Origin of the sequence: Xanthomonas sp. AM6 (assembly GCF_025665335.1) — a bacterium.
In the GTDB taxonomy this organism is placed as follows: Bacteria; Pseudomonadota; Gammaproteobacteria; order Xanthomonadales; family Xanthomonadaceae; genus Xanthomonas_A.
On the sequence record NZ_CP106869.1, the window covers coordinates 2,813,876 to 2,840,647 of the forward strand.

Consider the following 26,772-nt stretch of genomic DNA (forward strand, 5'->3'; position numbering starts at 1 on the left):
GCGCACCGCCGTTCTCCCCTTTCGAGGAATCGCCTGCAATGGACGCAGCCGCCCAACTGGCCCTGATGGCCAAGGCCGAACACGTGTTCGGCAGCGACGACACCGAACTCAGCTTCCCCGTCACGCCATTGGCGTTCGCGCCCGCCGCGCTGGACCTGCTCGGCGACGGCGCGCTGGACCACCTGATCGAATTCTCGCTGCTGGCCAACCGCATTCCCGACGGCCCCGCCTGGAACGGCGATGGCCAGACCCTGCTGTGGGACGTCTACGCGCAGGTGCTGCGCGAGGCCGAATTCGCCCAGTCCACCCGCAGCGCACAGGAGGAGGCCGACTACCAGGCCGCGTCCGCGGTGCTGTACCGGCAGGACGAGGAAGGCCGGCGCCTGCCGAGCGATGCCGCGCTCGCCTACCGCAGCTACCGCGACCGCTACCTGCTGCTGCAGCAGGACTATCTGGCGCAGCAGGCCACCGCCAGCGCCGGCAGCGCCGAACAGGTGCAGGCCTGGCACGACCTGCAGCAGCCGGCGCTGCAACGCGGGCTCGACGACGCGCTGGCCGATTGGAACGCGCTGGGCTACCGCGACGCGGTCGAACAGGCGCAGGCGCAGGTCGGCGCGCTCGGCGCCAAATCGCCATGGCAGACGCTGAGCGAATGGAAGGGACGCTGCAATCCCGACGTGGACACGCTGACCCGCGCCAGCGACCAGCTGCGCGTGTATCCGACCAGCTACGCGCCCAGCAATGCGCTGGACCCGGGCTCCTGGCGGCGCTTCGAACTCAGCGGCGCGGAGATCGACGCGGCGCTGGCCGAGGCGCCGGCCGAACTGCGCGCCCGCCTGGGCGACGACGGCGATGCCGGCATCGCCTCGCTGCGCTTCGAGTTCAGTTCGGCCGCGCTGATCCGGCCGTGGTTCAGCGCCGACGCCTTCGCGGCGCGGTTCTGGCGCTTCGCCGACGCGTCGCTGCTGCTCAGCGACGGGCAGTCGCCCGCGCACGGCCCCTGCACCGCGTACCCGGTGGCGGTGGTGTTCGCCCGCGACATCCAGGTGCAGCGCAAGCCGGCCGCACCGGCGCCGAGCGCCGCGGCCCCGGCGCTGGGATTCGACCCCGGCCTGCTGCGGCAGCTGCGCTTGAGCCCGGCGCTGATCGCGCGGCCGCGACTGCTGCCGCCGCGCGTGCCGGCCGGCGCCATCGGCATGCGCCGCCGACCCGCCGCCGTGGCGGAACGCAGCGCGCCGGTCGCGGCAACGGCGATCGCCAGCGCAGCGCTGCGCATGCCGACGCGCGTTGGCGCCACGCCGGAACCCACGCTGCGCCCGCGCATCGCGATCGGCCGGCCGGCGCCGACGCCGCGGGCGAGCGCCCCGTGGACGCGCAGGCGACGCTGCGGCGCCTGCGCCTGGACGCCTATGTGCGCGAGCCGAGCGTGACCGAGGTCGGTGCCGCGCCGGCAGCACCAGCCGCGACAGTCGCGACAACGCAGGACGCGCCCGCGCGCGACGACAGCGTCTACATCCTGGCCTTCATCTGCCGCCCGCTGCCGCGCTGTCCGGATCCCGATCCGGCGTTGACCTGGTAAACGCAGCGACCGGCGGCGGCCGTCGCCACCGCGGCACCCGCGCAGCGATCGTCCACCCCATCGCTGCGCTGCCGCCGCAGCGCGAACGGACAGGCAACTCCAGCCCCGACTGGAGTTCTGGCGCAACCGTCGCCACGCGACCGGCCGGTGTCCTCCGGCGAGGCGCGGCATCGGGCCGTGACTGCCCGCAAGGCGATCGTCCCGGCTCGCGCGACGGCCGCCGGCCGACGGTGGTCCACCCCGAACCCGCACGCCGCTCGGCGCCGCGGCGCTGCGCGCCGACCATGCCTTTGTGCACATCCGCGTGCGCCGCGGCGCGGCCTAGCATGCCGGTTCCCTTCCGCCGAGCGCCCTCCCCGTGCCGAACCTGTCCAAGCCGCTGCTGGCCGCGCTGTTGCTGGCCGTCCTGCCGATCTCCGCCGCACTGGCCGCCGATGCCGACAGCGCCGACAAGGCGGACAAACCCGACAAGGCCGACGGCGCCGAGCAGGCCAAGCCCGCCGCGCTGCCGGCCGATGCGAAGGTGCGCCAGGTCACCCGCGTCGACGGCAAGTCGCTCAGCTATACCGCCACGGTCGGTACGCTGCCGGTCAAGGACGCGCAGGGCAAGACCGTCGCGGACGTGGTGTTCACCGCCTACACCGTGGACGGCAAGGACCGGCCGGTCACCTTCGCCTTGAACGGCGGCCCCGGCGCCGCATCGGTCTACCTCAACCTGGGCGCGATCGGGCCGAAGGTGGTCGCCTTCGGCAGCGAGGGCGACAGCGCCTCGGCGCCGGCGACGCTGCGCGACAACCCCGGCACCTGGCTGGACTTCACCGACCTGGTGTTCATCGACCCGGTCGGCACCGGCTTCAGCCGTTCGCGGGTCGGCGATGAGCAGGCCAAGAAGCAGTTCTACAACCCGCAGGCCGACGTCGAGTACCTGTCGCGCACGATCTACGACTGGCTGCTGAAGAACCAGCGCCTGCAGTCACGCAAGTACCTGGTCGGCGAGAGCTACGGCGGCTTCCGCGGTCCGCGCATCACCCATTACCTGCAGACCCAGCTGGGCGTGGCGATGAACGGCGTGGTGCTGGTCTCGCCCTACCTCAACCCGACCCTGGACGACAACGGCGACGTGTCGCCGCTGGCGTGGATGCTGACCCTGCCCTCGATCGCCGCCGCGCACCTGGAGCGCGAGCAGCAGCTGACCCCGGAGGCGATGCGCCAGGTGATCGACTACACGCGCGGCGACTACGTCACCGCGCTGCTGCGCGGGCGCTCGGATGCGGCCGGCAGCGAACGCATGGTGCAGCAGGTGGCGGCGATGACCGGGCTGGACCCGACCTACGTGCGCCGCGCCGGCGGCCGCCTGGAAACCCAGGCCTACCTGCGCGAGGTGTTCCGCGACAAGGGCCAGCTCGGCAGCCGCTACGACTCCAACGTGACCGCATTCGACCCGTTCCCGAACGCGCCCGAGCAGCGCGCCAACGATCCGCTGCTGGACAGCATCATCGCCCCGACCACCACCGCGATGGTGGATTTCGTGACCCGCGTGGTCGGCTGGAAGGTCGATGCCCGCTACCAGGCGCTGAACTACGGCGTGAACAAGCTGTGGGACTGGAACGACGAACTGCGCAAGGGCTCGGTGACCGAACTGCGCCAGGCGGTGGCGATCGATCCCAAGCTGCGGGTGCTGATCGTGCACGGCTGGAACGACCTGTCGTGCCCGTTCATGGGCTCGGTGCTGACCGTGGACCAGATGCCGGTGATGGGCAGCGACCCGACCCGCGTGCAGGTCAAGAACTACCCCGGCGGGCACATGTTCTACAACCGCGCCGACAGCCAGCGCGCGTTGCGGGCGGATGTGCTGGCGATGTATCGGGCCAACTAGCGGGGATTCGGGATTCGGGATTGGGGATTGGCAAGAGCCGGGATTCCCGGCCGGGAAGTGATCGGGCGGTTAGGCGTTTAGACCTGCAAGCTCGGCAATCGTCCACCCTAGGACCCGCTTTCACCAATCCCGAATCCCAACATCCCCAATGCCGGGATTGGGGATTGGGGATTGGGGATTGGGGATTGGCAAGAGCCGGGATTCCCGGCCCGGGAGTGATCGGGCGGTCAGGCGTTTAGACCTGCAAGCTCGGCAATCGTCCGCCCTAGGAACCCGCTTTCACCAATCCCGAATCCCCACTCCCGAATCCCGGCCCCTCACGCCCAGCCGAACAGCGCAAACAGCCGGAAGATCAAATACGCCACGCCGGCGGCGGCGGGGATGGTCAGGATCCAGGCCCAGACGATGCGCTCGATCACGCCGAAGCGCAGCGAACGCGGGTTCTTGGCGAAGCCCACGCCCATGATCGCGGTGGAGATGCTGTGGGTGGTGGAGACCGGCATGCCGAAGTGTGCGGCCAGGGTCAGGATCGTCGCCGAGCTGGTCTCCGCGGCGAAGCCGTGGATCGGGTGCAGCTTGACCATCTTGTGGCCCAGGGTCTTGATGATCTTCCAGCCGCCGGAGGCGGTGCCGGCGGCCATCACCACCGCGCAGGTCAGCACGATCCAGGTGGCGATGCCCTGGCCCTGGCTGGCGGCCGGGTGCAGGAACGCCAGCCATGCCGGCAGGTCGTCCAGCGCGCCGGTGCCCTGCGCGCCGACCAGGGTCATGGCGATGATGCCCATGGTCTTCTGCGCGTCGTTGTGGCCGTGCGCATAGCCCATGTACGCGGCCGAGGCGATCTGCGCCTTGCCGAAGAAGGCGTTGACCCAGCGCGGCCGCGCCAGCCGACCGATGCGGCCGCCGAGCCTGGACAGGCCGGCGATCAGCGCCCACAGCAGTACCATCACCGCGATGCCGAGCAGGAAGCCGGCGATCGGCGAGGTGATCATCGGCACGAACACCTTCCACAGCAGGCCCTTGTTCTTGGCCCAGTCGCCGACGTTCTGCGACCAGATCAGCGCGCCCCAGTCGTTGTGCGCGGCAGCCAGGCCGGCGCCGCACAGGCCGCCGATCAGCGCGTGCGAGGACGAGGACGGCAGGCCCTTCCACCAGGTGATCAGGTTCCACACGATGCCGCCGAGCAGCGCGCACAGGATCACCTGCGGGGTGACCGCCACCACGTCGGTGTTGAGCAGGCCCGAGGCGATGGTCATCGCCACCGCGGTGCCGGTCAGCGCGCCGACCAGGTTCATGCCGGCGGCCAGGATCACCGCCCAGCCGGGGCTGAGCACCTTGGTCGCGACCACGGTGGCGATCGAGTTGGCGGTGTCGTGGAAGCCGTTGATGAACTCGAACACCAGCGCGGCCAGGATCACGACCAGGACCAGCGTCAGCATCGTGGCGCTCCCGCGGCGAGGACGGCGGGCGTGGCGGCGCGGCGGCCGTGCGCGCAGCGGATCGACACCGTGCCCATTACGAGTTCTTCAGCACGATCTGGTAGACCACCACGCCGGCCTCGCGGCAGCGGTCGATGGCCTTCTCCAGGATCTCGAAGAATTCCTTGAGCAGGAACATCTGCAGGTTGTCCAGGCGCCCGGAGTAGATGTCGCGGTACAGCTCCAGCATCAGCCGGTCGGCCTCGTTCTCCAGCGAACGCAGCTTGTCGTTGAGCGCGCTCATCCGGTCCAGGTGCATGTTGCGCAGGTCGTGGACCATCTCCACCACCACCGCCGCGGCCTGCTCGAGCATCGCCGCGCGCGGGGCGAAGTCGATGTGCTCCAGGTGCTGCACCGCCAGCGAATAGCGGTCGGCGAACTTCTCCACCTGCTTGGGGATCTTGTACAGCGCCGAGCCCAGCGCCTCGATGTCCTCGCGCTCGATCGGGGTCATGAAGCTGTCGACCAGCGCCTGGCCGATCTTGTCGGAGGCGGCGCGCTCGCGCAGCCGCGCCAGCTTGAACGCGTCCAGCGCCGGCTGCCGGTCCGATTCGCGCATCATCGAATGCAGCGCCTTGGTGCTGTCGTAGGCGGCCTGCGCCGCTTCGTCGAGCAGGGTGTAGAACTGCTTGCCGGAACCGAAGATGGTCTGCAACGAGAACATGAAACGCAATCCCGCCGTCGCGGGAGGGACGGCACCGGGGCGGAATTATGACCGTTTGCTGACAAAACGGGGTAATCCGGCGACCGACGGCGCCTGTCAGCGCGGTGTGGACGCGGCCGCCGCCCGGGTTTGCTACCATGCCGCCGCGCCGTCGCTAGGCGCACCCTATGGACGACCACCCCAGCCCCCTCCCCCGCGCCCTCCCGGCGCCCATGTCCCCGCCTCCCTTGCCGCCAGGGAGCGCGCGCATGCTTGAACTGTTGATCGTGGCCGCCCTGGTGCTGCTGAACGGCTTCTTCGCGATGTCCGAGATGTCGCTGATGACCTCGCGCAAGAGCCGCCTGAAGCAGATGGCGCAGTCCAGCACGCGCTCGGCCAAGGCGCTGGCGCTGGCCGAGAATCCGGAAAACTTCCTGTCCACGGTGCAGATCGGCATCACCGCGATCGGCATCCTGACCGGCGTGTTCGGCGGCGAGGCCATCGGCGAGGCGATCGCCGCCAAGCTGCAGTCGCTGTTCCCGGCGTTGTCGGCCACCTTCAGCCTGGTCGGCCAGCCGCAGCCCTACTCGGCGATGATCGGCAAGACCCTGGCGATCGTGCTGATCACCTTTCTGACGCTGATCTTCGGCGAACTGGTGCCCAAGCGCCTGGCGCTGACCCGCTCGGAGGTGATCGCCGGCTTCGTCGCGGTGCCGATGGGCTGGCTGGCCTGGATCGCCGCGCCGTTCGTGTGGGTGCTGTCGCGCTCGACCCGGCTGGTGCTGCGCCTGCTCGGCCTGGGCAACGAGCAATCGGCGTCGGTGACCGAAGAGGAGATCCGCATGCTGGTGGCCGAGAGCCACGAGGCCGGCGTGATCGACAGCCACGAACGCGACATGATGAACCGGGTCATGCGCCTGGGCGACCGCACCGCCGACAGCCTGATGACCCCGCGCAACCGCATCGCCTGGCTCGACGCCAATGCCGAGGCCGAACGCAATTTCCAGACGATGCGCGAGCACGAGTTCTCGCGCTATCCGGTGTACCGCGGCAGCGACCAGGACATCGCCGGCGTGCTGGAGGTGAAATCGCTGGTCACGCGCATGGACGGCAATGCCACCCACCTGTTCCAGAACCTGCGCGAGACGCTGTTCGTCTCCGAATCCACCCATGCGATGAAACTGCTGGAGATCTTCCGCGAGGAACAGCAGTCGATGGCGCTGGTGGTGGACGAGTACGGCGAGATCCAGGGCCTGGTCACGATCAGCGACCTGATGGGCGCGGTGGTCGGGCGCCTGCAGTCGGTGGACAACGCCGACGAGGACGCGCTGGTGGTGACCCGCGCCGACGGCTCGCTGCTGATCGACGGCTCGCTGGCGATCGAGGAGCTGCGCGAACTGCTCGGCGGCGCCGAGCTGCCCAACGCCGAGGAAGGCGACTACAACACCCTGGCCGGCCTGTGCATCTACTACTTCGGCCGCATTCCGCATGCCGGCGAGTTCTTCGACTGGGCCGGCTGGCGCATCGAGATCGTCGACCTGGACGGCGCGCGCGTGGACAAGCTGTTGCTGAGCAAGCTGCAGGACGAGAACAGCGATGACATCACCGGGTGACCCGCCCGGCGCGGAGGCCGCCGACGGCTACAGCGCCGAAGGCATCCGCACCCTGCTCGACACCTTCATCCTCGGCGACCCGGACGAGCAGCTGCGGCTGCGGGTGATCCTGGCCGACCTGCAGCAAAGCGCGTTCGGCATGTTCCTGTTCGTGGCGATCCTGCCGGCGTTCCTGCCGGTGCCGGGCCTGGCCGGCGGCATCAGCGGGCCGCTGGTGACCCTGATCGGCGCGCAGATGCTGATCGGCCTGCGCAAGCCGTGGCTGCCGCGCTTCATCGGCGAACGCGGCCCGCGCCGGCGCACCATGCAGCGCTTCGTCGGCCGCATCGCGCCGTGGCTGCGGCGGCTGGACAAGCTGCTCAAGCCGCGCCTGCCGGCGCTGGTCGAATCGATGCCGGCGCGCGCCTTCAGCGGCCTGCTGCTGGTGGTGCTGGGGGTGCTGCTGTCGCTGCCGATCCCGTTCACCAACTACGCCTTCGGCGCGATACTGCTGCTGTTCTCGCTGGCCCTGCTGGAGCGCGACGGCGGCCTGATGCTGGTCTCGTGGCTGGGCGGCATCGCGGTGGCGGTCGGCCTGGGCCTGGCCTCGGACCAGGTGGTGGACCTGACCCGCGAGTGGATGCACAAGCTGTAGCCAAGGCGCGCGCAAGACGCGCCACGGACGAAGCGCGCACGCCCGCGTGTGTTCTACCCGCCGACGCGATCAGGCAGCCATGCCGCCTGGGTGTGCGAATGGGAGAGTTCATGCCGAAAGGCGGCGAACGGACGGCGCGGTCCCGTGCGCGCCCAGCACGCTCGTCCGGTGGCCGTCCGGCAACCAAGCTGCCGCGCATGGCGCTGGACAGGCAGGCAGCCTGCCGCAGCACGACCACCCGGACGCCTTACACGGCCACGCGACCTGCCCCAATGGCGCGAACAGGCCCTAGTCGGGACTCGGCACTTCGGCGAACACCTGCCTGCGCACCGGCGGCGCCGCCCGGGCGTCGTGCGGCGAGCGCTGCAGACCTTTCAGTTGCAGCGCAAGCTGATGCAAGACGGCCTCCAGGCCGCAGCCGCGCGCTGCCGGCGGCAAGTAATCGGATTCCATGTGTTGCCCCCTGTATCGATCTGGACGCGTGCGCCCGGCTCGGCGCGACGCCGCGCCGCGCCCTGCAGCAGCCGGCTGCGCGCCAGGGCACGACGCTATCCGATCTGATCCCACACGCACGCAAGCCGAAGTGAAAACCGGCGAGGCGGTCCAACTTGTCTACGCTGTGCGCCGCGCCGGCGCAGGCCACCGTCGCGAACGCGGCTCCGGGTGCGGCCGCGCCGGTCGCCGCCTACGCGGCGGCGGCCTGGGACCACGCCGCGGCGGCGATCTCGAACGAGCGCAGCCGCGCCGCGTGATCGTAGATGTTGGCGGTGAGCAGCAGTTCGTCGGGCCGGTGGCGGGCGACGAACTGCGCCATGCCGCGCGCGACCTCGGCCGGATCGCCGAGCACGGTGCAGGCCAGTGCGCGCTCCACCCCCGCCTTCTCGTGCGGCTGCCAGAACGCCTCGATGTCGTCGATCGGCGGCGGGATCAGGCCCGGGCGGCCGCGGCGCAGGTTGACGAAGCTCTGCTGCTGGGTGGTGAACAGGCGCCGCGCGGCGGCGGCGCCGACCACGTTCAGCGCCAGCACCGCGTAGGGATCGCGCAGCCGCGCCGAGGCGCGGAACTCGCGGCGGTAGACCGCCAGCGCCTCGTCCATCGCATCGGGGGCGAAGTGCGAGGCGAACGCGAACGGCAGCCCCAGCGTCGCCGCCAGGCGCGCGCTGAACAGGCTGGAGCCGAGCAGCCACACCGGCACCTCGACGCCGGCGCCGGGCACCGCGCGCACCAGCTGGCCGGGTTCGGCCGGCTCGAAATAGCGCAGCAGCTCGGCGACGTCGTGCGGGAACTGGTCGGCGCTGTCGAAATAGCGGCGCAAGGCGCGCGCCGTGGCCTGGTCGGTGCCGGGCGCGCGGCCCAGGCCCAGGTCGATGCGTCCCGGATACAGCGAGGCCAGCGTGCCGAACTGCTCGGCTACCTGCAGCGGCGCGTGGTTGGGCAGCATGATGCCGCCGGCGCCGACCCGGATCCGGCGCGTGCCGCCGGCCACGTGCCCGATCAGCACCGCGGTGGCGGCGCTGGCGATGCCGGGCATGTTGTGGTGCTCGGCCAGCCAGTAGCGGTGGTAGCCCCATTGCTCGGCGTGCTGCGCCAGGTCCAGCATGTTGGCGAAGGCGCCGGTGGCGTCGCTGCCTTCGCAGACCGGGGCGAGGTCGAGGATGGAGATCGGCATCATGGAGCGGGATTCCTGCAGGCGGTGTCCTTGAACTGGGGGCGCCGCACGGCGATTGCAGCGGGCCGGTGCCGGAACGCTGATTTGCGGTAGCGGCATGCCGGCGCCGGGGGCTTGCGGCCGTGTCCCGCCCCTCCAGGGCTGACGCCATTCCCTTCTCCCCTCGGGAAAGGTGCCCCGAAGGGGCGGATGAGGGTACGGGTGTCGCCGGCATCCGCCACGCCAACGCGCGAACGCGCGCGGCCACGCCGGCTGCACGGCCGCCTGGCTAGGCTGCGCACTCCCCGCCCTGCCCGGTGTCCGCCATGTCCCTGATCCCGCCGCCTTCCGCTCCCGCCCTGCCGTTGCGCGATCGGGTGGTGCTGGTCACCGGCGGCGCGCAGGGCATCGGCCGCGGGGTGGTGCAGGCGGTGCTCGGCGCCGGCGGCCGGGTCGCGTTCGGCGATCTGGATGCCGAGGCCGGGCGCGCCTGCCTGGCCGAACTGGACGCCGGCGAGCGCGCGCTGTTCCGGCGCCTGGACGTGGCCGCCGAAGCCAGCGTGCGCCGTTTCGTCGATGCCGCGCTGGCGCGGTTCGGCCGTATCGACGGACTGGTCAACAACGCCGGCATCGCCGACCCGCACAGCGGCCCGCTGGAGCGCCTGTCGCTGCGCGAGTGGAACTGGCGCCTGGGAACGAGCCTGGGCGGCGCGTTCCTGTGCAGCAAGCATGCGCTGCCGGCGCTGCGCGACAGCGAGGGCGGCGGCGCGATCGTCAACATCGCCTCGACCCGCGCCCACCAGTCCGAACCCGACAGCGAAGCCTACGCCGCGTCCAAGGGCGGCCTGCTGGCCTTCACCCACGCGCTGGCGATCAGCGCCGGGCCGGCGGTGCGGGTCAACTGCATCAGTCCCGGCTGGATCGCCACCGATGCCTGGCGCAAGCCGCAGGCGCGGCGCAAGCCGGCGCTGTCGCGGCAGGACCATGCGCAGCATCCGGCCGGGCGCGTCGGCACGCCGCAGGACATCGGCGCGCTGGCGGTGTACCTGCTGTCGGCCGATGCCGGGTTCGTCACCGGCCAGGAGGTCGTGGTCGATGGCGGGATGACGCGCAAGATGCAGTACGTCTGACGGCCGGGATTGGGGATTGGGGATTCGCTTGGCGCCGTGTCGCTGCGGCTGCGGACAAGGCGCGATGGTGCGGATGGCGGGCGGCGCTGGCCGCCTGTCGTTGTCCGGAGTGGAGGCCCTGGCGCGGTGGATGGGAGCTGCGGCCGCGCGGCGATCCCGGTCAGTCGATTGCGGGCACCGGTTCCGGCAGTGCGGCGTCGACCAGCGGCTGCAGCTGCGGGTCCAGCGCCACGCGTTCGTCGAACACGAAGCAGCGGCCGTCGTAGCCTTCGCCGCCGACTTCCTCGAAGTAGCCGAGGATGCCGCCGTCCAGCTGCAGCACGTTGTCCATGCCGTCGGCGCGCATCCACAGCGCGGCCTTCTCGCAGCGGATGCCGCCGGTGCAGAAGCTGACCACGGTGGCGTCGGCCAGCGCGGCGCGATGCGGCGCCAGGGCCTCGGGCAGATCGGTGAACTTGACGATCGGCAGGGTCAGCGCGCCGGCGAAGGTGCCGTGCACCACTTCCTGCGCATTGCGCGTGTCCAGCAGCACCAGGCGCCGGCCAGCGTCGTCGTGGCCCTGGCGCAGCCAGCGCTGCAGCGTCGCCGGCGCCACCGCCGGGGCGCGCTCGGCAGCCAGCGGCGAGGCCGCATCGCGGCGGAAGCTGATGATCTCCGGCTTGACCTTGGTCTTCAGCCGCGCGAACGGTTGCTGCGCGCTGAGGCTGGTCTTGACCCGCAGCGCGGCGAAACGCGGATCGGCGCGCAGCTGCGCGTAGAAACCGTCGATCGCCTGCGGCGCGCCGGCCAGGAACAGGTTGATGCCCTCGCCCGCGACCAGGATGGTGCCGCGCAATTCGCCGGCCTGCGCCCAGTCCTGCAACTGCGCGGCGAGCGCATCGGGATCGGCGATGGCGACGAAATGGTAGGCGGCGGTATTGGCGATCATCCGCGCATTTTAGCGCGCGGCGTGCCGCCGACGCCGGCGTTGCCGGTGCGCCAGGCCTCGCCGCGTTGCGCATGGACGCAGGGGGCGATGTGGGGACGCATGTCGACGAAGTCCGATCGGCGATTCGGCGCAGCACGCGCCCCAACCAGCCACCCAGGATTGCCGTGGCCTCTCCAAGGAGCCTGCCGATTTCGGGCAGCGTCGGGACCGACGGTCACGAACCACCCAGGCCCTCCCACGGAACCGCCAGTTCTCGCCGCAATGCCCAGTGGGAGCGACTCCGCGCGTGCCGCCCCTAGCCGCGCAGCAGGAAGAACGGCAGCAGCACCAGCGAGGCGACCAGCAGCATGCCCAGCAGCGTCGCCAGCACGAACAGCGGGCGCCGCCGCAGCAGCGTGGCGAAGGTCTCGGCGCTGCCGTCGCGCAGGGCGGCGGCGCGCTCGGCCCGCGCCCGTTCACCGCGCTGGGCCTGGTAGTCGGCCAGCAGTGCCTTGGCCCGCGGGTGCTCGGCGTCCTCGCGCAGCCACACGCCGCCGGCGGAAATGCCGAAGGTGCCGGGGCGGGTCTCGTAGTAATCGATGCGCGCGGCGTCGAGCAGCGCGCGCACCTCGGCGAGTTCGTCGTCGGGCACGTGACGCAGGTTGAGCAGCAGTTTGGCCATGCGCCGATGATAGCCGCTGCGGCGATGCGCTACCCTTGCACGCCCTGTTCGCCAAGGATGACCACATGCGCCGTGCCCTGCTGCTGTTGAGCCTTTCGTTGCCGGCCTGGCTGTTGAGCGGCTGCACGCCGCCGGGGCCGCCGCCCGGCGGCAGCATCGCCGCGTTCCAGATGATCGACGAGCGCGTCGGCAGCGGCGCCGAGGCGCGGCCCGGCAGTCAGGTGACCGTGCACTACACGGGCTGGCTGTACGACGAGAAGGCCAAGGACCAGCGCGGCGAGAAGTTCGACGCCTCCGCCGACCATGGCCAGCCCTTCAGCTTCGCGCTCGGCGGCGGCCAGGTGATCCGCGGCTGGGACGAAGGCGTGGCCGGGATGCGCGTGGGCGGCAAGCGCAAGCTGCTGATCCCGTCCGACTACGGCTATGGCGCCAGCGGCGCCGGCGGGGTGATCCCGCCGAACGCCTCGCTGGTGTTCGAGGTCGAACTGCTCGACGTCAAGCCGCGTTGAGCCGGCCGCGCCGATGCCCGCCAGCAAGCTCGCCGCCGCCGCGCGCGGCCGCATCGCCATCGTCGGCGGCGGCCCGGCCGGGCTGATCGCCGCCGAGACCGCGCGCGCGGCCGGCGCCGAGGTCGACCTGTACGAGGGCAAGGGCTCGGTCGGGCGCAAGTTCCTGATCGCCGGCAAGGGCGGGCTCAACCTGACCCACTCTGACCCGTTCGCGCTGTTCGTCGCGCGCTACCGCGAGCGCGCCGCGCAGGTCGGCCAGTGGCTGGCCGACTTCGACGCCGATGCGCTGCGCGCCTGGGCGCAGGCGCAGGGCGTGGAGACCTACGTGGGCAGTTCCGGCCGCGTGTTCCCGCTGGACCGCAAGGCCGCGCCGCTGCTGCGCGGCTGGGTGCGGCGGCTGAAGGAGGCCGGGGTGCGCTTCCACGTGCAGCATCGCTGGCAGGGCTGGAACGGCGACGGCGCGCTGCGCTTCGCCACCGCCGAGGGCGAGCGCGCGGTGCATGCCGATGCCTGCGTGCTGGCGCTGGGCGGCGGCAGCTGGCCGCAGTTGGGTTCCGACGGCGCCTGGCAGGACACGCTGCGCGCGCGCGGCGTGGACGTGGCGCCGCTGCAACCGGCCAACTGCGGCTTCGACATCGACTGGAGCGCGCATTTCCGCGAACGGCATGCCGGCGCGCCGCTGAAGCCGGTGGTCGCGCACTGGCAAGACGTGCATGGCCACGACCACGCCCTGCAGGGCGAGTGCGTGGTCGGCGAACACGGCATCGAAGGCAGCCTGGTCTATGCGCTGTCGGCGGACCTGCGCGAGGCGATCGCCGCGCACGGGCCGACCGTGCTGTGGCTGGACCTGGCGCCGGGCCGCGCGCTGGCGCGGCTGCAGGCCGAACTGGGCAAGCCGCGCGGCGGGCGCAGCTTCGGCGAGCACCTGCGACGCCAGGCCGGCATCGACGGGGTCAAGGCGGCACTGCTGTTCGAGGTGCTGGGCAAGGACGCCGGGCACGACCCGGCGCGCGCGGCGGCCACGCTGAAGCGGCTGCCGCTGACCCTGCAGCGCCCGCGCCCGCTGGCCGAGGCGATCAGCAGCGCCGGCGGCGTGCGCCTGGAGGCGCTGGACCCGGCGCTGATGCTGCACGCCCTGCCCGGCACCTTCTGCGCCGGCGAAATGCTCGACTGGGAGGCGCCGACCGGCGGCTATCTGTTGAGCGCCTGTTTCGCCAGCGGCCTGCGGGCCGGGCGCGGGGCGGTGGCGTGGTTGGGGCGGTCGGGCGGCTGAGCTGCGCGGGATTCGGGATTCGGGATTCGGGATTCGAAAACGCTTGCACTTTTTGGTTTCAGAGTGGGAAGCAATGCTCGCTGGCGCGGACGCTGGGCTCACTGGCGCCACACGCCATGGCGTTCTTCAGGCCGGTGCGCGGTGCGATGCGTGCCGCAGCCATCGTGGATCGTGAGCAAGCGCAATCCGCATCGCGATCGGGGCGTCACGCGCTCGATGCATCCGCCGCGGGCTTTTCCATGTAGGTGCAGGCCAGTGCAATGCCGCTGGGATGGGCGTAACTGCCCTGCCGCAGCACCACGTAGCCCTGCGCCTGGTAGAACGCCACCGCATTGAGCGCCGCCGCCAGATGGATGCGCGTTCCCGCCGGCAGCTTCGCTTCCAGCGCGCGCAGCAGGCGGCCGCCCAGGCCGGCGCCGTGGGCATCGGGGTCGACGAACAGGCCGTCGATCTCGTTGCCGGCCAGGTCGACCACGCCGAAACCGAGCAGGCGGCCGGCGCGGTCTTCGGCGATCACCGCGCCGCCGCTGGCGATCAGCTCTGGATAGGTCGCCGGCGCCGGCGAGGCCGCCCAGGCCGCGATCACCTCGGGCGGATAATGCGAGCGGCACACCTCGCGCACGCAGCGCGTGCGCAGCGCCCACATCGCGTCGATGTCCGCCGCCCTCGACGGCCGCAGCTGGATCGGCGGCGCCGGCATAGCGTCGGCGCTCATCGCGACTTGCTCTCGCGCAGACTGCGGATCCGCGCCGGCGGCTGGAACGAATCGCTGCGCGCGTCGCCCCAGTAGTCGTGGAACACGGCGTGGTCGGGCACCGTGCGCAGCAGTTCGCCCGGCTCCAGGTAGCGGTACAGCGAGGCCAGCGAACGGATCTCGACCTGCGAGACGCGGCGCAGGATGTGTTCCGGTCCCAGTTGCGAGGGGTCTTCCAGCCCGGCGGCGCTGAGCAGTTCGCGCAGCGCGCGCAGCGTGTTGGCGTGGTAGTGCTCCACGCGCACCGCCTTGTCGGTCGGGTCCAGGTGCTTCCAGCGGCGCTGGTCCTGGGTGGCGATGCCGGTCGGGCAGCGGTCGCTGTGGCAGCTCAGCGACTGGATGCAGCCCAGCGCGAACATGAAGCCGCGCCCGGCGTTGCACCAGTCCGCGCCCAGCGCCAGGGTCCGCGCGATGTCGAACGCGCTGGTGATCTTGCCGGCCGCACCGAGCTTGATCCGCTCGCGGATGTCCAGCCCGACCAGGGTGTTGTGCACCAGCAGCAGCGCTTCGTGCATCGGCACGCCGACGTGGTCGATGAACTCGGCCGGCGCCGCGCCGGTGCCGCCCTCGGCGCCGTCGACGACGATGAAATCCGGATACAGCCCGCTTTCCTGCATCGCCTTGGCGATCGCGAACCACTCCCACGGATGCCCGACCGCCAGCTTGAACCCGGTCGGCTTGCCGCCGGACAGTTCGCGCAGCCGGGCCACGAACTGCAGCAGCTGCAGCGGCGTGGAGAACGCCGAATGCCGCGACGGCGACACGCAGTCCTGGCCCATCGCCACGCCGCGGGTGGCGGCGATCTCGGCGCTGACCTTGGCCGCCGGCAGCACCCCGCCGTGGCCCGGCTTGGCGCCCTGCGACAGCTTGATCTCGATCATCCTGACCTGCGCCAGCGTGGCGTTGGCGACGAAGCGCTCCTCGCTGAAACGCCCGTCCGCATCGCGGCAGCCGAAGTAGCCCGAGCCGATCTCCCACACCAGGTCGCCGCCGCATTCGCGATGGTACGGCGAGATCGAGCCTTCGCCGGTGTCGTGGTAGAAGCCGCCGCGGCGCGCGCCTTCGTTGAGCGCGCGGATGGCGTTGGCCGACAGCGCGCCGAAACTCATCGCCGAGATGTTGAACACGCTGGCCGAGTAGGGCTGCGCGCAGTCGGCGCCGATGGTGACGCGGAAATCGTGGTGGGCGATCTCGCTGGTCGCCAGCGAGTGGTTGATCCATTCGTAGTCGGTGGCGTAGGCGCTGCGCAGGGTGCCGAACGGGACCACGTCCATCACGTTCTTGGCGCGCTGGTAGACCAGGGCGCGCTGCTGGCGCGAGAACGGCGCCTCCTCGATGTCGCTCTGCAGGAAGTACTGACGCATCTCCGGGCCCACCGATTCCAGCCCATAGCGGAAATGCGCCAGGATCGGATAGTTGCGGCGCAGCGTGCTGCGGGTCTGCAGCAGGTCCCAGGTGCCGAGCAGCGCCAGGATCGCGAACCCGGCCACGCCCCAGCCCCACAGCGGCCAGATCGCGCACAAGGCGATGGACAGCGCCAGCAGCACGCAGCTGGCGACATAGGCTAGGTAGCGGTGCATCGCGTTCCTCGCGAGATTCGGAAGGCAGCGAGTGTAGGCGGTGCAGGCCGGCAATGGCGCTGGCGCCGCCTAGCGTCCGCTTGGGCGACGTACAGCTTGGCGGTGCACGGCGCCCGGCCCTCGGTTACAGCCGGTCGTCCACCGCCTCGCGCGGCCACACCGACTTGACGTCGTAGACCACCAGGTTCGGCGTGCCCAGGGCGCGGATCTGCGCGGCGTCGAAGCGGCGGTACTCCTCGTGCGCCACCGCCAACACCACCGCGTCGTAGCGGCCGGCGTGCGGCGCCGGGGCCAGGTCCACGCCGCCGTGTTCGCGCGCCAGCTGCGGGTCGGCCCATGGGTCGCAGGCATCGACCCGCGCGCCGCTGGCGGCCAGCGCCTGCACCAGCTCCAGCGCGCGGCTGTTGCGCAGGTCCGGGCAGTTCTCCTTGAAGGTGACGCCCAGGACCAGGATCGCGGCCGCGGCCATCTCCACGCCCTTGCCCGCCAGCAGCGCCTGTACCCGCGCGGCCACGTGCGCGCCGACCCGGTTGTTGACCTGGCGCGCGGTGTGGATCAGGTCCGGGTGGTAGCCCATGCTCTCGGACTTGTGCAGCAGGTAGTACGGATCCACGCCGATGCAGTGGCCGCCGACCAGGCCGGGGCGGAACGGCAGGAAGTTCCACTTGGTGCCGGCCGCCTCCAGCACGTCCTGGGTGTCGATGCCGAGGCGGTCGAAGATCAGCGCCAGTTCGTTGACCAGGGCGATGTTGACGTCGCGCTGGATGTTCTCCACCACCTTCGCCGCCTCGGCCACCCGGATCGACGGCGCGCGCCAGGTGCCGGCGGTAATGATGCCGGCGTACAGCGCATCGACCGCATCGGCCGCCGCGGCGCTGGAACCGGAGGTGATCTTGCGGATGTCGGCCAGGCGCCGCTGGCGGTCGCCGGGATTGACCCGCTCCGGGCTGTAGCCGCAGTGGAAATCCTCGTTGAAGCGCAGGCCCGAGCCCTGTTCCAGCAGCGGCACGCACACCTCTTCGGTGGTGCCCGGATACACCGTGGATTCGTAGATCACCAGGTCGCCGCGCTTGAGCACGCCGGCGAGCAGCTCGCTGGCCTGGCGCAGCGGCTGCAGGTCGGGCTGCTCGTAGGCGTCGATCGGGGTCGGCACGGTGACGACGTAGACGTTGCGGTCGCGCAGCGCACTGGCGTCGTCGCTGTAGCGCAGGTGCACGCCGGCGCGCAGTTCCTCGGGCTCCATCTCCAGGGTCTGGTCGTGGCCGTCGCGCAGCTGCGCCACGCGCTGCGCGTCGATGTCGTAGCCGAGCGTGTCGTGGAGCGCGCCAAACGCCACCGCCAGCGGCAGGCCGACATACCCCAGGCCGATGACGGCGATGCGCAGCTGCGCGGGATCGAACGCGATATCGACGGGCATGCCGTTCCTTTCGGGGCGCGGCGGCGCATGCGCCGGCCGTGCGGGTGGTTGCGGGAATGCGGTGTCCGCAATGCGGACGCGCGGCCATGGTAAGCGCCGCGGCGGCGCGCTCCAAGCGCCGCCGCCGGGCGGCGTCTTCACGACCGATGCGGCGGCGCCGTGTCGCCGCGCGGCACTGCAGCGCCGCGCCTTGCCGCACTCGGCCACGGCGACATGACCTGATCTTGACGTGGCCAGGTCTAGGGTAGCGAAGCGCATCCGCGCAACCTAGCTCATTCCAAAGCTAAACCGCACCCAATTACAGGAGAACTCGCCGTGAGCCATGCTCCATCCCTGCTCGTGGATGTCGAAGCCGAACTGGCGCATTGGAAGATGCTGCACGGTGAAGGCAAGCTGGGACCGCAGTCCTTCAGCGAGCATGCGCGTCTGATCAAGATGGCGTGCGACGTGTTCCTGCAACTTCCGCGCGAATCCAACGAGGTGCGCATGCAGCGCCTGCGCCAGCGCTACGACGCCGAGCATCCGTGGCCGCGCATCGCCTGGAGCGATGCCGAGGCGTTCGTGCTGGCCTGCTGGGCCAGGCTGGACGGCTCGGAGCGGCGCGATACGCATTCCAATCCGCTGCATTCCCCCGCCTGACCCGGAGACACGCCATGTCCAGCGCACCGAACCGCGAGAACGCGGACAGTTCCCAGCAGCAGAGCCGCACCCCGGGCGAGATGCACAACGACGACGCGCAGTGGAAGGACCGCGACCAGCCCGACAGCGATCCCAAGCGCAACCACGCCGATCCTGAACACGACTATCCGCGGCCGGACGGCAGCGAATAACGACAGCCTCCCTCGGCCGCCACATGGCGGGCCGGTCGCTCGAGGCGCTGCACGGCGGCATGACGCCCGTGGCGGGACGCGACCACGGATCGTGCGCAACCGATGTGCGGCTGATTGCACAGCGGCAGACATGGCAACACCCATGCTGCCGGCCTTGAACAACGCCAGACGCCGGCACCTCGGCCCGGCCAGCGTACCGCTGCAGCGGCGGCGCGCCAACGCATCCGCATCCGCCCTCAGCGCAGGCTCGACCCGCGCACGATGCAGCGCCCGCTCAGCACCACCTTGCGCATCGGCAAGGCCGGCGCATTCAGCCGCTCGAGCAGCAGCGACATGGCGGTGCGCCCCATCTCCTCCACCGGCTGCTCGATCACGGTGATGCCCGGCTCGACCAGCTCGGTCCAGCTCTCGTTGTCGAAGCCGGCCAGCGCCAGGTCCTGCGGGATGCGCAGGCCGGCGCCGCGCGCGGCCTTCAGCGCGCCCATCAGCAGCAGGCTGTTGCTGGCCACCAGCGCCTCGGGGCGCTCGGGCTGCGCCAGCCAGGCCTGCGCCTCGGCGGTCGCCGCCTCCGCGCTCGGCGCCACCTCGCGGTAGCTCGGCGCCAGGCCGTGCGCCTGCATCGCCGCCAGGTAGCCGTCGCGGCGCTCGGCGGCGGTGCTGCTGGTCTTGCCGAACAGCCCGCCGATGCGCTGGAAACCGCGCTCGGCCAGGTGCTCGATCAGCGCGCCCATCGCCGCGGCGTTGTCCAGCACCACGCTGTCGTGCACCCCGGCCTTGCCGGCGCGGTCGATCAGCACCACCGGGTAGTCGAAGTTCAATTTGGGCAGCTGGCTCTGGGTGGTGCGGGTCGGCGCGAAGATCAGGCCGCTGACCCGCTCCTCCTGCATCAGCTGCAGGTACAGCGCCTCGCGCTGCGGATCCTCGTCGGTGTTGCACAGGATCACGCGCATGCCGGCGCGGTAGGCCACGTCCTCGACCGCGCGGATCGCCGCGGTGAAGAACGGGTTGCGGATGTCGGCCACGATCAGCCCGACGATCCCCGAATGCTGCGAACGCAGCCGCCGCGCCATCAGGTTGGGCCGGTAGCCGGTCTCGCGCACCGCCGCCTCGACCCGCGCCCGCACGTCCTCGCTGACCGGGCCCTGGCCCAGCGCCCGCGACACCGTCGAGGTCGAGACCCCGGCCACCCGCGCCACGTCATGGATGCTGACTGTCACTGGCAACGTTCCCGCGAAACTTCCACTTCAACTCCTTTCCAAGCGGCGAGATCCGATAGTAACACCAGCATTTCCCCAATAAATTGTGCACTGCACATTGACTCTGGAGTGGGAACGTTCCCACACTCCACCCACTTGCTGTCCCAGACCCGAAGGATGTCCCGCGTGACCCAGACGAATCCCCCCGTATTGGTCGCCAGCGAACTGGTCCGCGTCAACGTCCAGGTCCGCGACAAGGCCGACGCCATCGCCCAGGCGGCGCAACTGCTGGTTGCCGCCGGCTGCGTGCCGCCGGCCTACACGGCCAGCATGCTGCGCCGCGAGGCCCTGGCCAACACCTTCCTCGGCCATGGCGTGGCGATCCCGCACTGCACCGGCGAGGACCGGCACCTGGTCCAGCGCGACGGCATCGCGGTGCTGCAGATCCGCGACGGCGTGGAATGGAACCCCGGGCAGACCACGCACCTGGTGGTCGCCATCGCCGCGCAGTCCGACACCCACATCACCCTGCTGCGGCGCCTGACCCGGCTGATCCAGGACCAGCCGCGGCTGGACGCGCTGTTCGCCAGCGACGACCCGCAGGCGATCGTCGACGCGCTGGGCCAGGACCCGGCCGCCGCCGCGAGCGGCGCCCCGGTCGCCGACCTGGCCGAGCGCTTCGACTGGACCGTGGCCTACCCCACCGGCCTGCACGCGCGCCCGGCCACGCGCTGGGTGGAGACCGCGCGCGGCTTCGCGGCGCGGATCCAGGTGCGTGCCGGCGATCAGGTCGGCGACGCCAAGAACCTGGTGTCGCTGCTGCAGCTGGGCCTGCATGCCGGCGACACGGTGACGATCTCGGCCGAAGGCCAGGACGCCGCCGCGGCGTTGGCGCGGCTGCGCAGCGTCATCGACGGCCTCACCGCACAGGAGAAGGCCGACGCCCAGGCCGCGGCGCAACGCCGCGCCGCGCCGGTCGCCGGCTGGACCCCGCCGCAGGCGCAACCGGCGATCGTCGGCATCGGCGCCAGCCCCGGCCTGGCGATCGGCGTGGTGCACAAGCTGGCCGGCAACGACGGTCCGGTGGCCGATGCGCCGGTGCCGCTCAGCGACGGCGGCGCGCTGCTGCATGATGCGTTGCTGCGCACCCGCCAGCAGCTGCAGGCGATCGAGGACGACACCCGGCGCCGGCTCGGCGCCGGCGACGCGGCGATCTTCCGCGCCCAGGCCGAACTGCTCAACGACACCGACCTGATCACCCTGGCCTGCCAGCTGATGGTCGAAGGCCACGGCGTGGCCTGGTCCTGGCAGCAGTCGGTGGAGCGGCTGGCCAACAAGCTCTCGGCGCTGGGCAACGCGGTGCTGGCCGGGCGCGCCAGCGACCTGCGCGACGTCGGCCGCCGCGTGCTCGCCCAGATCGACCCGAGCCTGGCCAGCGGCAGCCTGGAGCACCTGCCCGATCGCCCCTGCATCCTGCTCGCCAGCGACCTGTCGCCGTCGGACACCGCGCACCTGGACACCAGCCGCGTGCTCGGCCTGGCCACCGCGCTGGGCGGGCCGACCTCGCATACCGCGATCCTGTCGCGCACCCTGGGCCTGCCGGCGCTGGTCGCCGGCGGCGCCGACCTGATGGACCTGGAGGATGGCGCCACGGTCATCGTCGACGGCAGCAGCGGCCGCCTGTACCTGGCGCCGTCGGAAGCCGACCTGGCCTCGGCGCGCGCCTACATCGAAGAACAGCGCCAGCTGCGCGAGCGCGAGGCTGAGCAGCGCAACCAGCCGGCGCAGACCCAGGACGGCCACCGCATCGAGATCGGCGCCAACGTCAACCTGCCCGAGCAGGTGCCGCTGGCGCTGGCGCAGGGCGCCGAGAGCGTGGGCCTGATGCGCACCGAGTTCCTGTTCCTGGAGCGCGGCAGCACGCCGAGCGAGGACGAGCAGTACGCCACCTACGTGGCGATGGCCAGGGCGCTGGACGGGCGCTCGCTGATCGTGCGCGCGCTGGACATCGGCGGCGACAAGCAGGTGGCGCACCTGAACCTGCCGCGCGAGGACAACCCGTTCCTGGGCGTGCGCGGCGCGCGCCTGCTGCTGCGCCGCGCCGACCTGCTGCAGCCGCAGCTGCGCGCGCTGTACCGCGCGGCCAGGGACGGCGCCAAGCTGGCGATCATGTTCCCGATGATCACCTCGGCGGCGGAGATCGTCGCGCTGCGCGCCGAGTGCGAACGCCTGCGCGCCGAGCTGGACGCGCCGGAAGTGCCGCTGGGCATCATGATCGAAGTGCCGGCCGCGGCGATCCAGGCCGACGCGCTGGCGCGGCATGCCGACTTCTTCTCGATCGGCACCAACGACCTGACCCAGTACACGCTGGCGATCGACCGGCAGAACCCGGACCTGGCCGCCGAGGCCGACAGCCTGCACCCGGCGGTGCTACGCCTGATCCGCACCACCGTGGAAGGCGCCGCGAAGCACGGGCGCTGGGTCGGCGTGTGCGGCGGCCTGGCCGGCGATGCGTTCGGCGCGGCGCTGTTGGCCGGGCTGGGCGTGCACGAGCTGTCGATGACCCCCAACGACGTGCCGGCGGTGAAGGCGCGCCTGCGCGGCAGCCGCCTGGACGCGCTGCAGGCCCTGGCGCAACGCGCGCTGGACTGCGAGAGCGCGGCCGACGTGCGCGCGCTGGACGGAGCCGGCGCATGAGCGTGCAGGCCGTCAGCGTGACCCTGAACCCGGCGATCGACCTGACCGTGGCGATCGACCGCCTGCAGCCCGGCCAGGTGCACCGCGCGCGCAGCGCGCACGCCATCGCCGGCGGCAAGGGCATCAACGTCGCCGCCTGCCTGGCCGACGCCGGCATCGCGACCGCCGCGCTCGGCGTGCTCGGCGCCGGCAACGCGCACGCGTTCGACAGTCTGTTCGCCACGCGCGGCATCGACGACCGCTGCCTGCGCGTGCCCGGCGACACCCGCACCAATCTCAAGCTGGTCGCCGCCGACAGCGGCGACACCACCGACATCAACCTGCCCGGCCTGCCGCTGGGCGCGGCCGAGCTGCACGCGGTGGGCGCGCGCCTGGCCGACCTGCTGCGCCCGGGCCTGCCGGTGGTGCTGAGCGGCAGCCTGCCGGCCGGCCTGGCCGAGGACAGCTGGCGCGTGCTGCAGGCGCAGGCCGCCGCGGCCGGCGCGCGGGTGCTGCTGGACACCAGCGGCGCGCCGTTGCGCGCAGCGCTGGCCGCGCCGCGCGCGCAGTTGCCGTTCGCGATCAAGCCCAACCGCCACGAACTGGAGGACTGGGCCGGCACGCCGCTGCGCACGACCGCCGAGGTGCTGGCGGCGGCGCGCGCGCTGCTCGCCAGCGGTATCGCATTGGTGGCGGTGTCGCTGGGCACCGACGGCGCGCTGTTCGTGCGCGGCGAGCAGGCGCTGCTGGCGCGCCCGCCGCAGCTGGCCGGCGGCAGCAGCGTCGGCGCCGGCGATGCGATGGTCGCCGGCCTGGTCGCGGCCCTGCTCGCCGACGCCGACCTGGCGACCTGCGCGCGCCAGGCCACCGCCTTCGCCGTGGCCACGCTGGGCAGCGGCGCCGCCCGCCGGCTGCCGCGCGACCAGGTCGACGGCATCGCCGCCGCGGTGCGCATCGAGCCGCTGCCATGAATCCCTCGCCGAACGTCACGCCCGCCCATCCCACGCCGCCGCCCTCGCGCGCGGCGTCCCCCTGCGTCCATCGGGAGCAAGCATGAATCCTATCTTCGTGGTGATCGCCGCCGGCGAGCGCAGCACCGAAGCCGTCCTCGCCGCCGAAGCCTTGCGCCATGCGGCCAGCGCGCGCGGCGCGGTGCTGCATGCCGAGGTGCGCACGCCGCAGGGCGTGATCGCGCCATTGGACCTGGCCGCGGCCGGCAGCGGCGCTCCGCTGCTGCTGGTCGGCGACGGCGATGCCGACGCGGCGCGCTTCGCCGGCAGCGCGCCGCTGCGCGCCAGTCTGGATGCGGTGCTTGGCGATGCCAGCGGCGTGCTCGCGCCGCTGCTGGCCGCGGCCAGCGCCGCGCCGACGGCATCCGCCGGCACCGCGCAGGCCGACGGCGCCAAGCGCATCGTCGCGGTCACCTCCTGCCCCACCGGCATCGCCCACACCTTCATGGCCGCCGAAGGCCTGCAGCAGGCGGCCAAGACCCTGGGCCACCGGATCCGGGTCGAGACGCAAGGTTCGGTCGGCGCGCAGGACACGCTCAGCGACGCCGAGATCGCCGAAGCCGACCTGGTGCTGATCGCCGCCGACCGCGAAGTGGACCTGTCGCGTTTCGGCGGCAAGCGCCTGTACAAGAGCGGCACCAAGCCGGCGATCAACGACGGCCCGGCGCTGATCCGCAAGGCGCTGGCCGAGGCCGGCGTGCACGCGGCCGGCGGCAACGGCGCCGCGCCGGCGAACGGCGAACGCGCCAAGTCCGCCGGCCCGTACAAGCACCTGATGACCGGCGTGTCGTTCATGCTGCCGTTCGTCACCGCCGGCGGCCTGCTGATCGCGCTGGCGTTCGCGCTGGGCGGGATCTACGTGTTCGACGACGCGCACAAGGGCACGCTGGGCTGGACGCTGTTCCAGATCGGCAAGAACGCCGGGTTCGTGCTCATCGTGCCGGCGCTGGCCGGCTACATCGCCTACTCGATCGCCGACCGTCCCGGCATCGCCCCCGGCATGATCGGCGGGCTGGTCGCGGCCAACCTCGGCGCCGGCTTCATCGGCGGCATCTTCGCCGGGTTCATCGCCGGCTACGGCGTGGCCGCGCTGAACCGCGCGATCAGGCTGCCGCGCACGCTGGAAGGGCTCAAGCCGATGCTGTTGCTGCCGGTGCTGGGCACCTTGCTGGTCGGCCTGGCGATGATGTACGTGGTCGGCCAGCCGGTCGCCGAACTGCTGGCTTGGCTCACCGAGTGGCTGCGCGGCATGCAGGGCAGCAGCGCGGTGCTGCTGGGCCTGCTGCTGGGCGCGATGATGGCCTTCGACATGGGCGGGCCGGTCAACAAGGCCGCCTATGCGTTCTCCACCGGGTTGCTGGCCAGCCAGGTGTACACGCCGATGGCCGCGGCGATGGTCGCCGGCATGACCCCGCCGCTGGGCATCGCGCTGGCCACCTGGGTGTTCCGCAACCGCTTCACCCGCGAAGAGCGCGACACCAGCGCCGCCACCGGCGTGCTCGGCCTGGCCTTCGTCACCGAAGGCGCGATCCCCTACGCCGCGCGCGATCCCCTGCGCACCATCCCGGCGCTGATGCTGGGCTCGGCGCTGGCCGGCGCGATCTCGATGGCCGCCGGCGCCGAACTGCAGGCACCGCATGGCGGCGTGTTCGTGCTGCCGATCCCGCACGTGGTGACCCACCTGGGCATGTACCTGCTGGCGCTGCTCGCCGGCACCGTGCTGACCGCGGTCGCGCTGCGCGTATTGAAGCGGCCGGTCGCCGCATAAGCCACGTCGGCGCGCCGCCCGCAGCGACGCCCCTCCCCCCGCCGCCTGCGGCGGCGCGCCGACCTTTTCCACGCACCGAGGAGCCTCCCCCATGTCCCTCCCCCTCACCCGGCGCCTGGCGCTCACCGCGCTGGCGCTCGCCCTCGCGCCGCGGCTCCACGCCCAGGACGCCGGCGACGCGTTCAAGCTCAAGCTGGCCTACACCGGCGAGGCCGCGGTCTCGCTGGACGGCGGCAAGGAGCAAGGCAGCGCCTACGCCGGCCAGCTGATGCTCGGCACCGACGTCGACCTGCAGCGGCTGCTGGGCTGGAACGGCGCCACGCTGAAGGTCTACGCGATCAACCGGCACGGCACCAACCTGGCCAACAGCGACATCGGCAACAGCACCTCGGTGCAGGAAATCTACGGCGGCCAGGGCACGCGCCTGGCCAACTTCACCCTGCAGCAGAAGCTGTTCGACGACCGCCTGGAACTGGAGGCCGGGCGCAGCGTGGCCAACATCCACTTCCTCGGCTCGGAGCTGTGCGGCTATTTCCAGGGCAACTCGGCCTGCGGCAATCCGACCTACGTGTTCCGCACCAGCAACTTCACCTGGTGGCCGGTATCCAGCTGGGCCGCGCACGCCAAGGCCTGGGTGACGCCGACCGTGTACGTGCACGTCGGCGCCTACGAGGTCAATCCGACCCAGGCCGAGGACGGCGAGCACGGGCTGAACTGGAGCACTCGCGACCGCACCGGGGTGATCGTGCCGTACGCGGTCGGCTACAAGACCGAGGCGGCGAGCGCGCGCCTGCCGGCCATGTACGAGGTGGGCGGCTGGCAGGACAACTCCGACTACAGCGATCCGCTCGACGACCGCAACGGCAACCCGGCGCGGCTCAGCGGCCTGGACCACGCCACGCGCAACGGCCGCTCCGGCGCGTTCTTCCGCTTCGAGCAGCAGGTCACCCGCCCCGACCCCGACAGCACGCGCGGGCTGGTGCTGTTCGGCTCCGTGCTCAAGGGCACTTCCGGGCAGCTGATCGAGGACCACTTCCTGGAGCTGGGCCTGGTCCAGCGCGGCACCTTCGCCAGCCGCCCGCAGGACAACGTCGCCTTCGTCGTCACCCAGCAGCGCTACAGCGACGATGCGCTGGAAGACCTGCGCCTGGCGCGCGCCGCGGCCGGCGGCAGCGGCACCCCGCACAGGTCGCAGACCATGATGGAGCTGAGCTACGGCATCCAGGTCACCCCGCAGCTGCGCATCGCGCCGAACCTGCACTACATCGTGCATCCGGACCAGTTCAACGAACCGTCGCGCACCCGCGATCTGCCCAATGCGTTGGTGGCGGGGATGCGGGTGGATTGGGCGCTGTAGGGCCGGGATTGGGGATTGGGGATTCGTCGGCCTGGTGGAGCGATGGCGATTGCCTGCGCGCCGCCGCGGCCTTCTGCGTAGACGGCGGCGTCCAGCGACGGCACGCCAGGTGCGCCGCTGCGACAGGCGCGGCGGCGCATGGGCGATTCTTGTCGCGATCTGCAGCGGTGGCCACAAGACGATGAGATGCACGCGCCGCCATCGCGACGGGC

24 protein-coding genes are annotated in these 26,772 nt (G+C 71.7%); 14 read left to right on the plus strand and 10 right to left on the minus strand.

The window, feature by feature from the left end:
* The first annotated feature begins 38 nt into the window (after positions 1-38).
* The 3 genes from OCJ37_RS11810 to OCJ37_RS11820 all read left to right on the plus strand — a co-directional run bounded on the left by OCJ37_RS11810 (position 39) and on the right by OCJ37_RS11820 (position 3,455).
* On the plus strand, positions 39-1,430 hold the full coding sequence (locus OCJ37_RS11810; RefSeq protein ID WP_263109623.1) for a hypothetical protein: 1,392 nt from the start codon (positions 39-41) through the stop codon (positions 1,428-1,430).
* Positions 1,427-1,579 carry a hypothetical protein gene (locus OCJ37_RS11815; RefSeq protein ID WP_263109624.1) on the plus strand — a complete coding sequence of 51 codons (153 nt, stop codon included), beginning with the start codon at positions 1,427-1,429 and terminating at the stop codon, positions 1,577-1,579. The genes OCJ37_RS11810 and OCJ37_RS11815 overlap by 4 nt, the downstream gene beginning before the upstream one ends.
* Before the next feature lie 391 nt (positions 1,580-1,970).
* Complete coding sequence (locus OCJ37_RS11820; protein WP_263113668.1) at positions 1,971-3,455, plus strand: S10 family peptidase; 1,485 nt, start codon at positions 1,971-1,973, stop codon at positions 3,453-3,455.
* Positions 3,456-3,772: 317 nt separating this feature from the next.
* Here OCJ37_RS11820 and OCJ37_RS11825 read toward each other — a convergent pair whose 3' ends face one another.
* Positions 3,773-4,894 (minus strand): inorganic phosphate transporter, encoded by a 1,122-nt coding sequence (locus OCJ37_RS11825; RefSeq protein ID WP_263109626.1) that lies wholly within the window; start codon positions 4,892-4,894, stop codon positions 3,773-3,775.
* Positions 4,895-4,970: 76 nt separating this feature from the next.
* Positions 4,971-5,597: a DUF47 domain-containing protein gene (locus OCJ37_RS11830; protein ID WP_263109628.1), complete on the minus strand. Its 627-nt coding sequence runs from the start codon at positions 5,595-5,597 to the stop codon at positions 4,971-4,973.
* A 248-nt stretch (positions 5,598-5,845) separates the two neighbouring features.
* On the opposite strand from OCJ37_RS11830, the gene OCJ37_RS11835 reads away from it, so the two are divergent.
* Together OCJ37_RS11835 and OCJ37_RS11840 are read left to right on the plus strand one after the other, a co-directional pair.
* Positions 5,846-7,189 carry a hemolysin family protein gene (locus OCJ37_RS11835; RefSeq protein WP_263109630.1) on the plus strand — a complete coding sequence of 448 codons (1,344 nt, stop codon included), beginning with the start codon at positions 5,846-5,848 and terminating at the stop codon, positions 7,187-7,189.
* Complete coding sequence (locus tag OCJ37_RS11840; protein WP_263109632.1) at positions 7,173-7,823, plus strand: exopolysaccharide biosynthesis protein; 651 nt, start codon at positions 7,173-7,175, stop codon at positions 7,821-7,823. Before OCJ37_RS11835 ends, OCJ37_RS11840 begins: the two co-directional genes overlap by 17 nt.
* 288 nt (positions 7,824-8,111) lie before the next feature.
* On the opposite strand, the gene OCJ37_RS11845 is transcribed toward OCJ37_RS11840, so the two are convergent.
* A complete protein-coding gene (locus tag OCJ37_RS11845) occupies positions 8,112-8,276 on the minus strand; it encodes a hypothetical protein (protein ID WP_263109633.1) in 165 nt (54 codons plus the stop codon).
* A gap of 232 nt (positions 8,277-8,508) precedes the next feature.
* Positions 8,509-9,495 carry an LLM class flavin-dependent oxidoreductase gene (locus OCJ37_RS11850; protein WP_263109634.1) on the minus strand — a complete coding sequence of 329 codons (987 nt, stop codon included), beginning with the start codon at positions 9,493-9,495 and terminating at the stop codon, positions 8,509-8,511.
* Positions 9,496-9,797: 302 nt separating this feature from the next.
* On the opposite strand from OCJ37_RS11850, the gene OCJ37_RS11855 reads away from it, so the two are divergent.
* Positions 9,798-10,601 carry an SDR family oxidoreductase gene (locus OCJ37_RS11855; RefSeq protein ID WP_263109635.1) on the plus strand — a complete coding sequence of 268 codons (804 nt, stop codon included), beginning with the start codon at positions 9,798-9,800 and terminating at the stop codon, positions 10,599-10,601.
* A gap of 160 nt (positions 10,602-10,761) precedes the next feature.
* On the opposite strand, the gene OCJ37_RS11860 is transcribed toward OCJ37_RS11855, so the two are convergent.
* Together OCJ37_RS11860 and OCJ37_RS11865 are read right to left on the minus strand one after the other, a co-directional pair.
* A complete protein-coding gene (locus tag OCJ37_RS11860; RefSeq protein ID WP_263109636.1) occupies positions 10,762-11,529 on the minus strand; it encodes a sulfurtransferase in 768 nt (255 codons plus the stop codon).
* A gap of 295 nt (positions 11,530-11,824) precedes the next feature.
* Positions 11,825-12,190: a DUF6164 family protein gene (locus OCJ37_RS11865; RefSeq protein WP_263109637.1), complete on the minus strand. Its 366-nt coding sequence runs from the start codon at positions 12,188-12,190 to the stop codon at positions 11,825-11,827.
* Between the two features lie 65 nt (positions 12,191-12,255).
* Between OCJ37_RS11865 and OCJ37_RS11870 the strand changes: the two genes are divergently transcribed.
* The gene (locus tag OCJ37_RS11870; protein ID WP_263109638.1) at positions 12,256-12,699 is read left to right on the plus strand and encodes an FKBP-type peptidyl-prolyl cis-trans isomerase; all 444 of its coding nucleotides are present in this window, start codon (positions 12,256-12,258) and stop codon (positions 12,697-12,699) included.
* A gap of 13 nt (positions 12,700-12,712) precedes the next feature.
* Positions 12,713-13,972 (plus strand): TIGR03862 family flavoprotein, encoded by a 1,260-nt coding sequence (locus OCJ37_RS11875; protein ID WP_263109640.1) that lies wholly within the window; start codon positions 12,713-12,715, stop codon positions 13,970-13,972.
* A gap of 205 nt (positions 13,973-14,177) precedes the next feature.
* Here OCJ37_RS11875 and OCJ37_RS11880 read toward each other — a convergent pair whose 3' ends face one another.
* From OCJ37_RS11880 to OCJ37_RS11890, 3 genes are all read right to left on the minus strand, one after another.
* Positions 14,178-14,687 (minus strand): GNAT family N-acetyltransferase, encoded by a 510-nt coding sequence (locus tag OCJ37_RS11880; RefSeq protein ID WP_263109641.1) that lies wholly within the window; start codon positions 14,685-14,687, stop codon positions 14,178-14,180.
* Positions 14,684-16,306, minus strand: a complete 1,623-nt coding sequence (locus OCJ37_RS11885) for an FMN-binding glutamate synthase family protein (protein WP_263109642.1) — start codon at positions 16,304-16,306, stop codon at positions 14,684-14,686. The genes OCJ37_RS11880 and OCJ37_RS11885 overlap by 4 nt, the downstream gene beginning before the upstream one ends.
* A gap of 124 nt (positions 16,307-16,430) precedes the next feature.
* Positions 16,431-17,723 carry a nucleotide sugar dehydrogenase gene (locus OCJ37_RS11890; protein ID WP_263109643.1) on the minus strand — a complete coding sequence of 431 codons (1,293 nt, stop codon included), beginning with the start codon at positions 17,721-17,723 and terminating at the stop codon, positions 16,431-16,433.
* Positions 17,724-18,038: 315 nt separating this feature from the next.
* Here OCJ37_RS11890 and OCJ37_RS11895 point away from each other — a divergent pair, with 315 nt between their 5' ends.
* The gene (locus OCJ37_RS11895) at positions 18,039-18,362 is read left to right on the plus strand and encodes a transposase (protein WP_263109644.1); all 324 of its coding nucleotides are present in this window, start codon (positions 18,039-18,041) and stop codon (positions 18,360-18,362) included.
* A 14-nt stretch (positions 18,363-18,376) separates the two neighbouring features.
* Entirely contained in the window at positions 18,377-18,553 is a 177-nt protein-coding gene (locus tag OCJ37_RS11900) for a hypothetical protein (protein ID WP_263109645.1), read from the plus strand.
* Positions 18,554-18,789: 236 nt separating this feature from the next.
* Here the strand turns inward: OCJ37_RS11900 and OCJ37_RS11905 are convergent, their stop codons facing one another.
* On the minus strand, positions 18,790-19,770 hold the full coding sequence (locus OCJ37_RS11905) for a LacI family DNA-binding transcriptional regulator (RefSeq protein ID WP_263109647.1): 981 nt from the start codon (positions 19,768-19,770) through the stop codon (positions 18,790-18,792).
* A gap of 156 nt (positions 19,771-19,926) precedes the next feature.
* Here OCJ37_RS11905 and ptsP point away from each other — a divergent pair, with 156 nt between their 5' ends.
* From ptsP to OCJ37_RS11925, 4 genes are all read left to right on the plus strand, one after another.
* The gene (gene ptsP, locus OCJ37_RS11910; RefSeq protein ID WP_263109649.1) at positions 19,927-22,446 is read left to right on the plus strand and encodes a phosphoenolpyruvate--protein phosphotransferase; all 2,520 of its coding nucleotides are present in this window, start codon (positions 19,927-19,929) and stop codon (positions 22,444-22,446) included.
* Positions 22,443-23,396: a 1-phosphofructokinase gene (gene pfkB / locus OCJ37_RS11915; RefSeq protein ID WP_263109651.1), complete on the plus strand. Its 954-nt coding sequence runs from the start codon at positions 22,443-22,445 to the stop codon at positions 23,394-23,396. Before ptsP ends, pfkB begins: the two co-directional genes overlap by 4 nt.
* Before the next feature lie 82 nt (positions 23,397-23,478).
* Positions 23,479-25,203 carry a PTS fructose transporter subunit IIC gene (locus OCJ37_RS11920; RefSeq protein ID WP_263109653.1) on the plus strand — a complete coding sequence of 575 codons (1,725 nt, stop codon included), beginning with the start codon at positions 23,479-23,481 and terminating at the stop codon, positions 25,201-25,203.
* A gap of 91 nt (positions 25,204-25,294) precedes the next feature.
* The gene (locus OCJ37_RS11925) at positions 25,295-26,560 is read left to right on the plus strand and encodes a carbohydrate porin (protein ID WP_263109655.1); all 1,266 of its coding nucleotides are present in this window, start codon (positions 25,295-25,297) and stop codon (positions 26,558-26,560) included.
* Positions 26,561-26,772: the final 212 nt, after the last annotated feature.

Coding starts and splice junctions, on each gene's coding strand:
- OCJ37_RS11855 (WP_263109635.1), top strand. CDS start 9,798: ATGTCCCTGATCCCGCCGCCTTCCGCTCCCGCCCTGCCGTTGCGCGAT.
- OCJ37_RS11835 (WP_263109630.1), top strand. CDS start 5,846: ATGCTTGAACTGTTGATCGTGGCCGCCCTGGTGCTGCTGAACGGCTTC.
- OCJ37_RS11810 (WP_263109623.1), top strand. CDS start 39: ATGGACGCAGCCGCCCAACTGGCCCTGATGGCCAAGGCCGAACACGTG.
- OCJ37_RS11920 (WP_263109653.1), top strand. CDS start 23,479: ATGAATCCTATCTTCGTGGTGATCGCCGCCGGCGAGCGCAGCACCGAA.
- OCJ37_RS11925 (WP_263109655.1), top strand. CDS start 25,295: ATGTCCCTCCCCCTCACCCGGCGCCTGGCGCTCACCGCGCTGGCGCTC.
- OCJ37_RS11860 (WP_263109636.1), bottom strand. CDS start 11,529: ATGATCGCCAATACCGCCGCCTACCATTTCGTCGCCATCGCCGATCCC.
- OCJ37_RS11885 (WP_263109642.1), bottom strand. CDS start 16,306: ATGCACCGCTACCTAGCCTATGTCGCCAGCTGCGTGCTGCTGGCGCTG.
- OCJ37_RS11825 (WP_263109626.1), bottom strand. CDS start 4,894: ATGCTGACGCTGGTCCTGGTCGTGATCCTGGCCGCGCTGGTGTTCGAG.
- OCJ37_RS11840 (WP_263109632.1), top strand. CDS start 7,173: ATGACATCACCGGGTGACCCGCCCGGCGCGGAGGCCGCCGACGGCTAC.
- OCJ37_RS11830 (WP_263109628.1), bottom strand. CDS start 5,597: ATGTTCTCGTTGCAGACCATCTTCGGTTCCGGCAAGCAGTTCTACACC.
- OCJ37_RS11870 (WP_263109638.1), top strand. CDS start 12,256: ATGCGCCGTGCCCTGCTGCTGTTGAGCCTTTCGTTGCCGGCCTGGCTG.
- ptsP (WP_263109649.1), top strand. CDS start 19,927: ATGTCCCGCGTGACCCAGACGAATCCCCCCGTATTGGTCGCCAGCGAA.
- OCJ37_RS11890 (WP_263109643.1), bottom strand. CDS start 17,723: ATGCCCGTCGATATCGCGTTCGATCCCGCGCAGCTGCGCATCGCCGTC.
- OCJ37_RS11900 (WP_263109645.1), top strand. CDS start 18,377: ATGTCCAGCGCACCGAACCGCGAGAACGCGGACAGTTCCCAGCAGCAG.
- OCJ37_RS11850 (WP_263109634.1), bottom strand. CDS start 9,495: ATGATGCCGATCTCCATCCTCGACCTCGCCCCGGTCTGCGAAGGCAGC.
- pfkB (WP_263109651.1), top strand. CDS start 22,443: ATGAGCGTGCAGGCCGTCAGCGTGACCCTGAACCCGGCGATCGACCTG.
- OCJ37_RS11845 (WP_263109633.1), bottom strand. CDS start 8,276: ATGGAATCCGATTACTTGCCGCCGGCAGCGCGCGGCTGCGGCCTGGAG.
- OCJ37_RS11880 (WP_263109641.1), bottom strand. CDS start 14,687: ATGAGCGCCGACGCTATGCCGGCGCCGCCGATCCAGCTGCGGCCGTCG.
- OCJ37_RS11865 (WP_263109637.1), bottom strand. CDS start 12,190: ATGGCCAAACTGCTGCTCAACCTGCGTCACGTGCCCGACGACGAACTC.
- OCJ37_RS11875 (WP_263109640.1), top strand. CDS start 12,713: ATGCCCGCCAGCAAGCTCGCCGCCGCCGCGCGCGGCCGCATCGCCATC.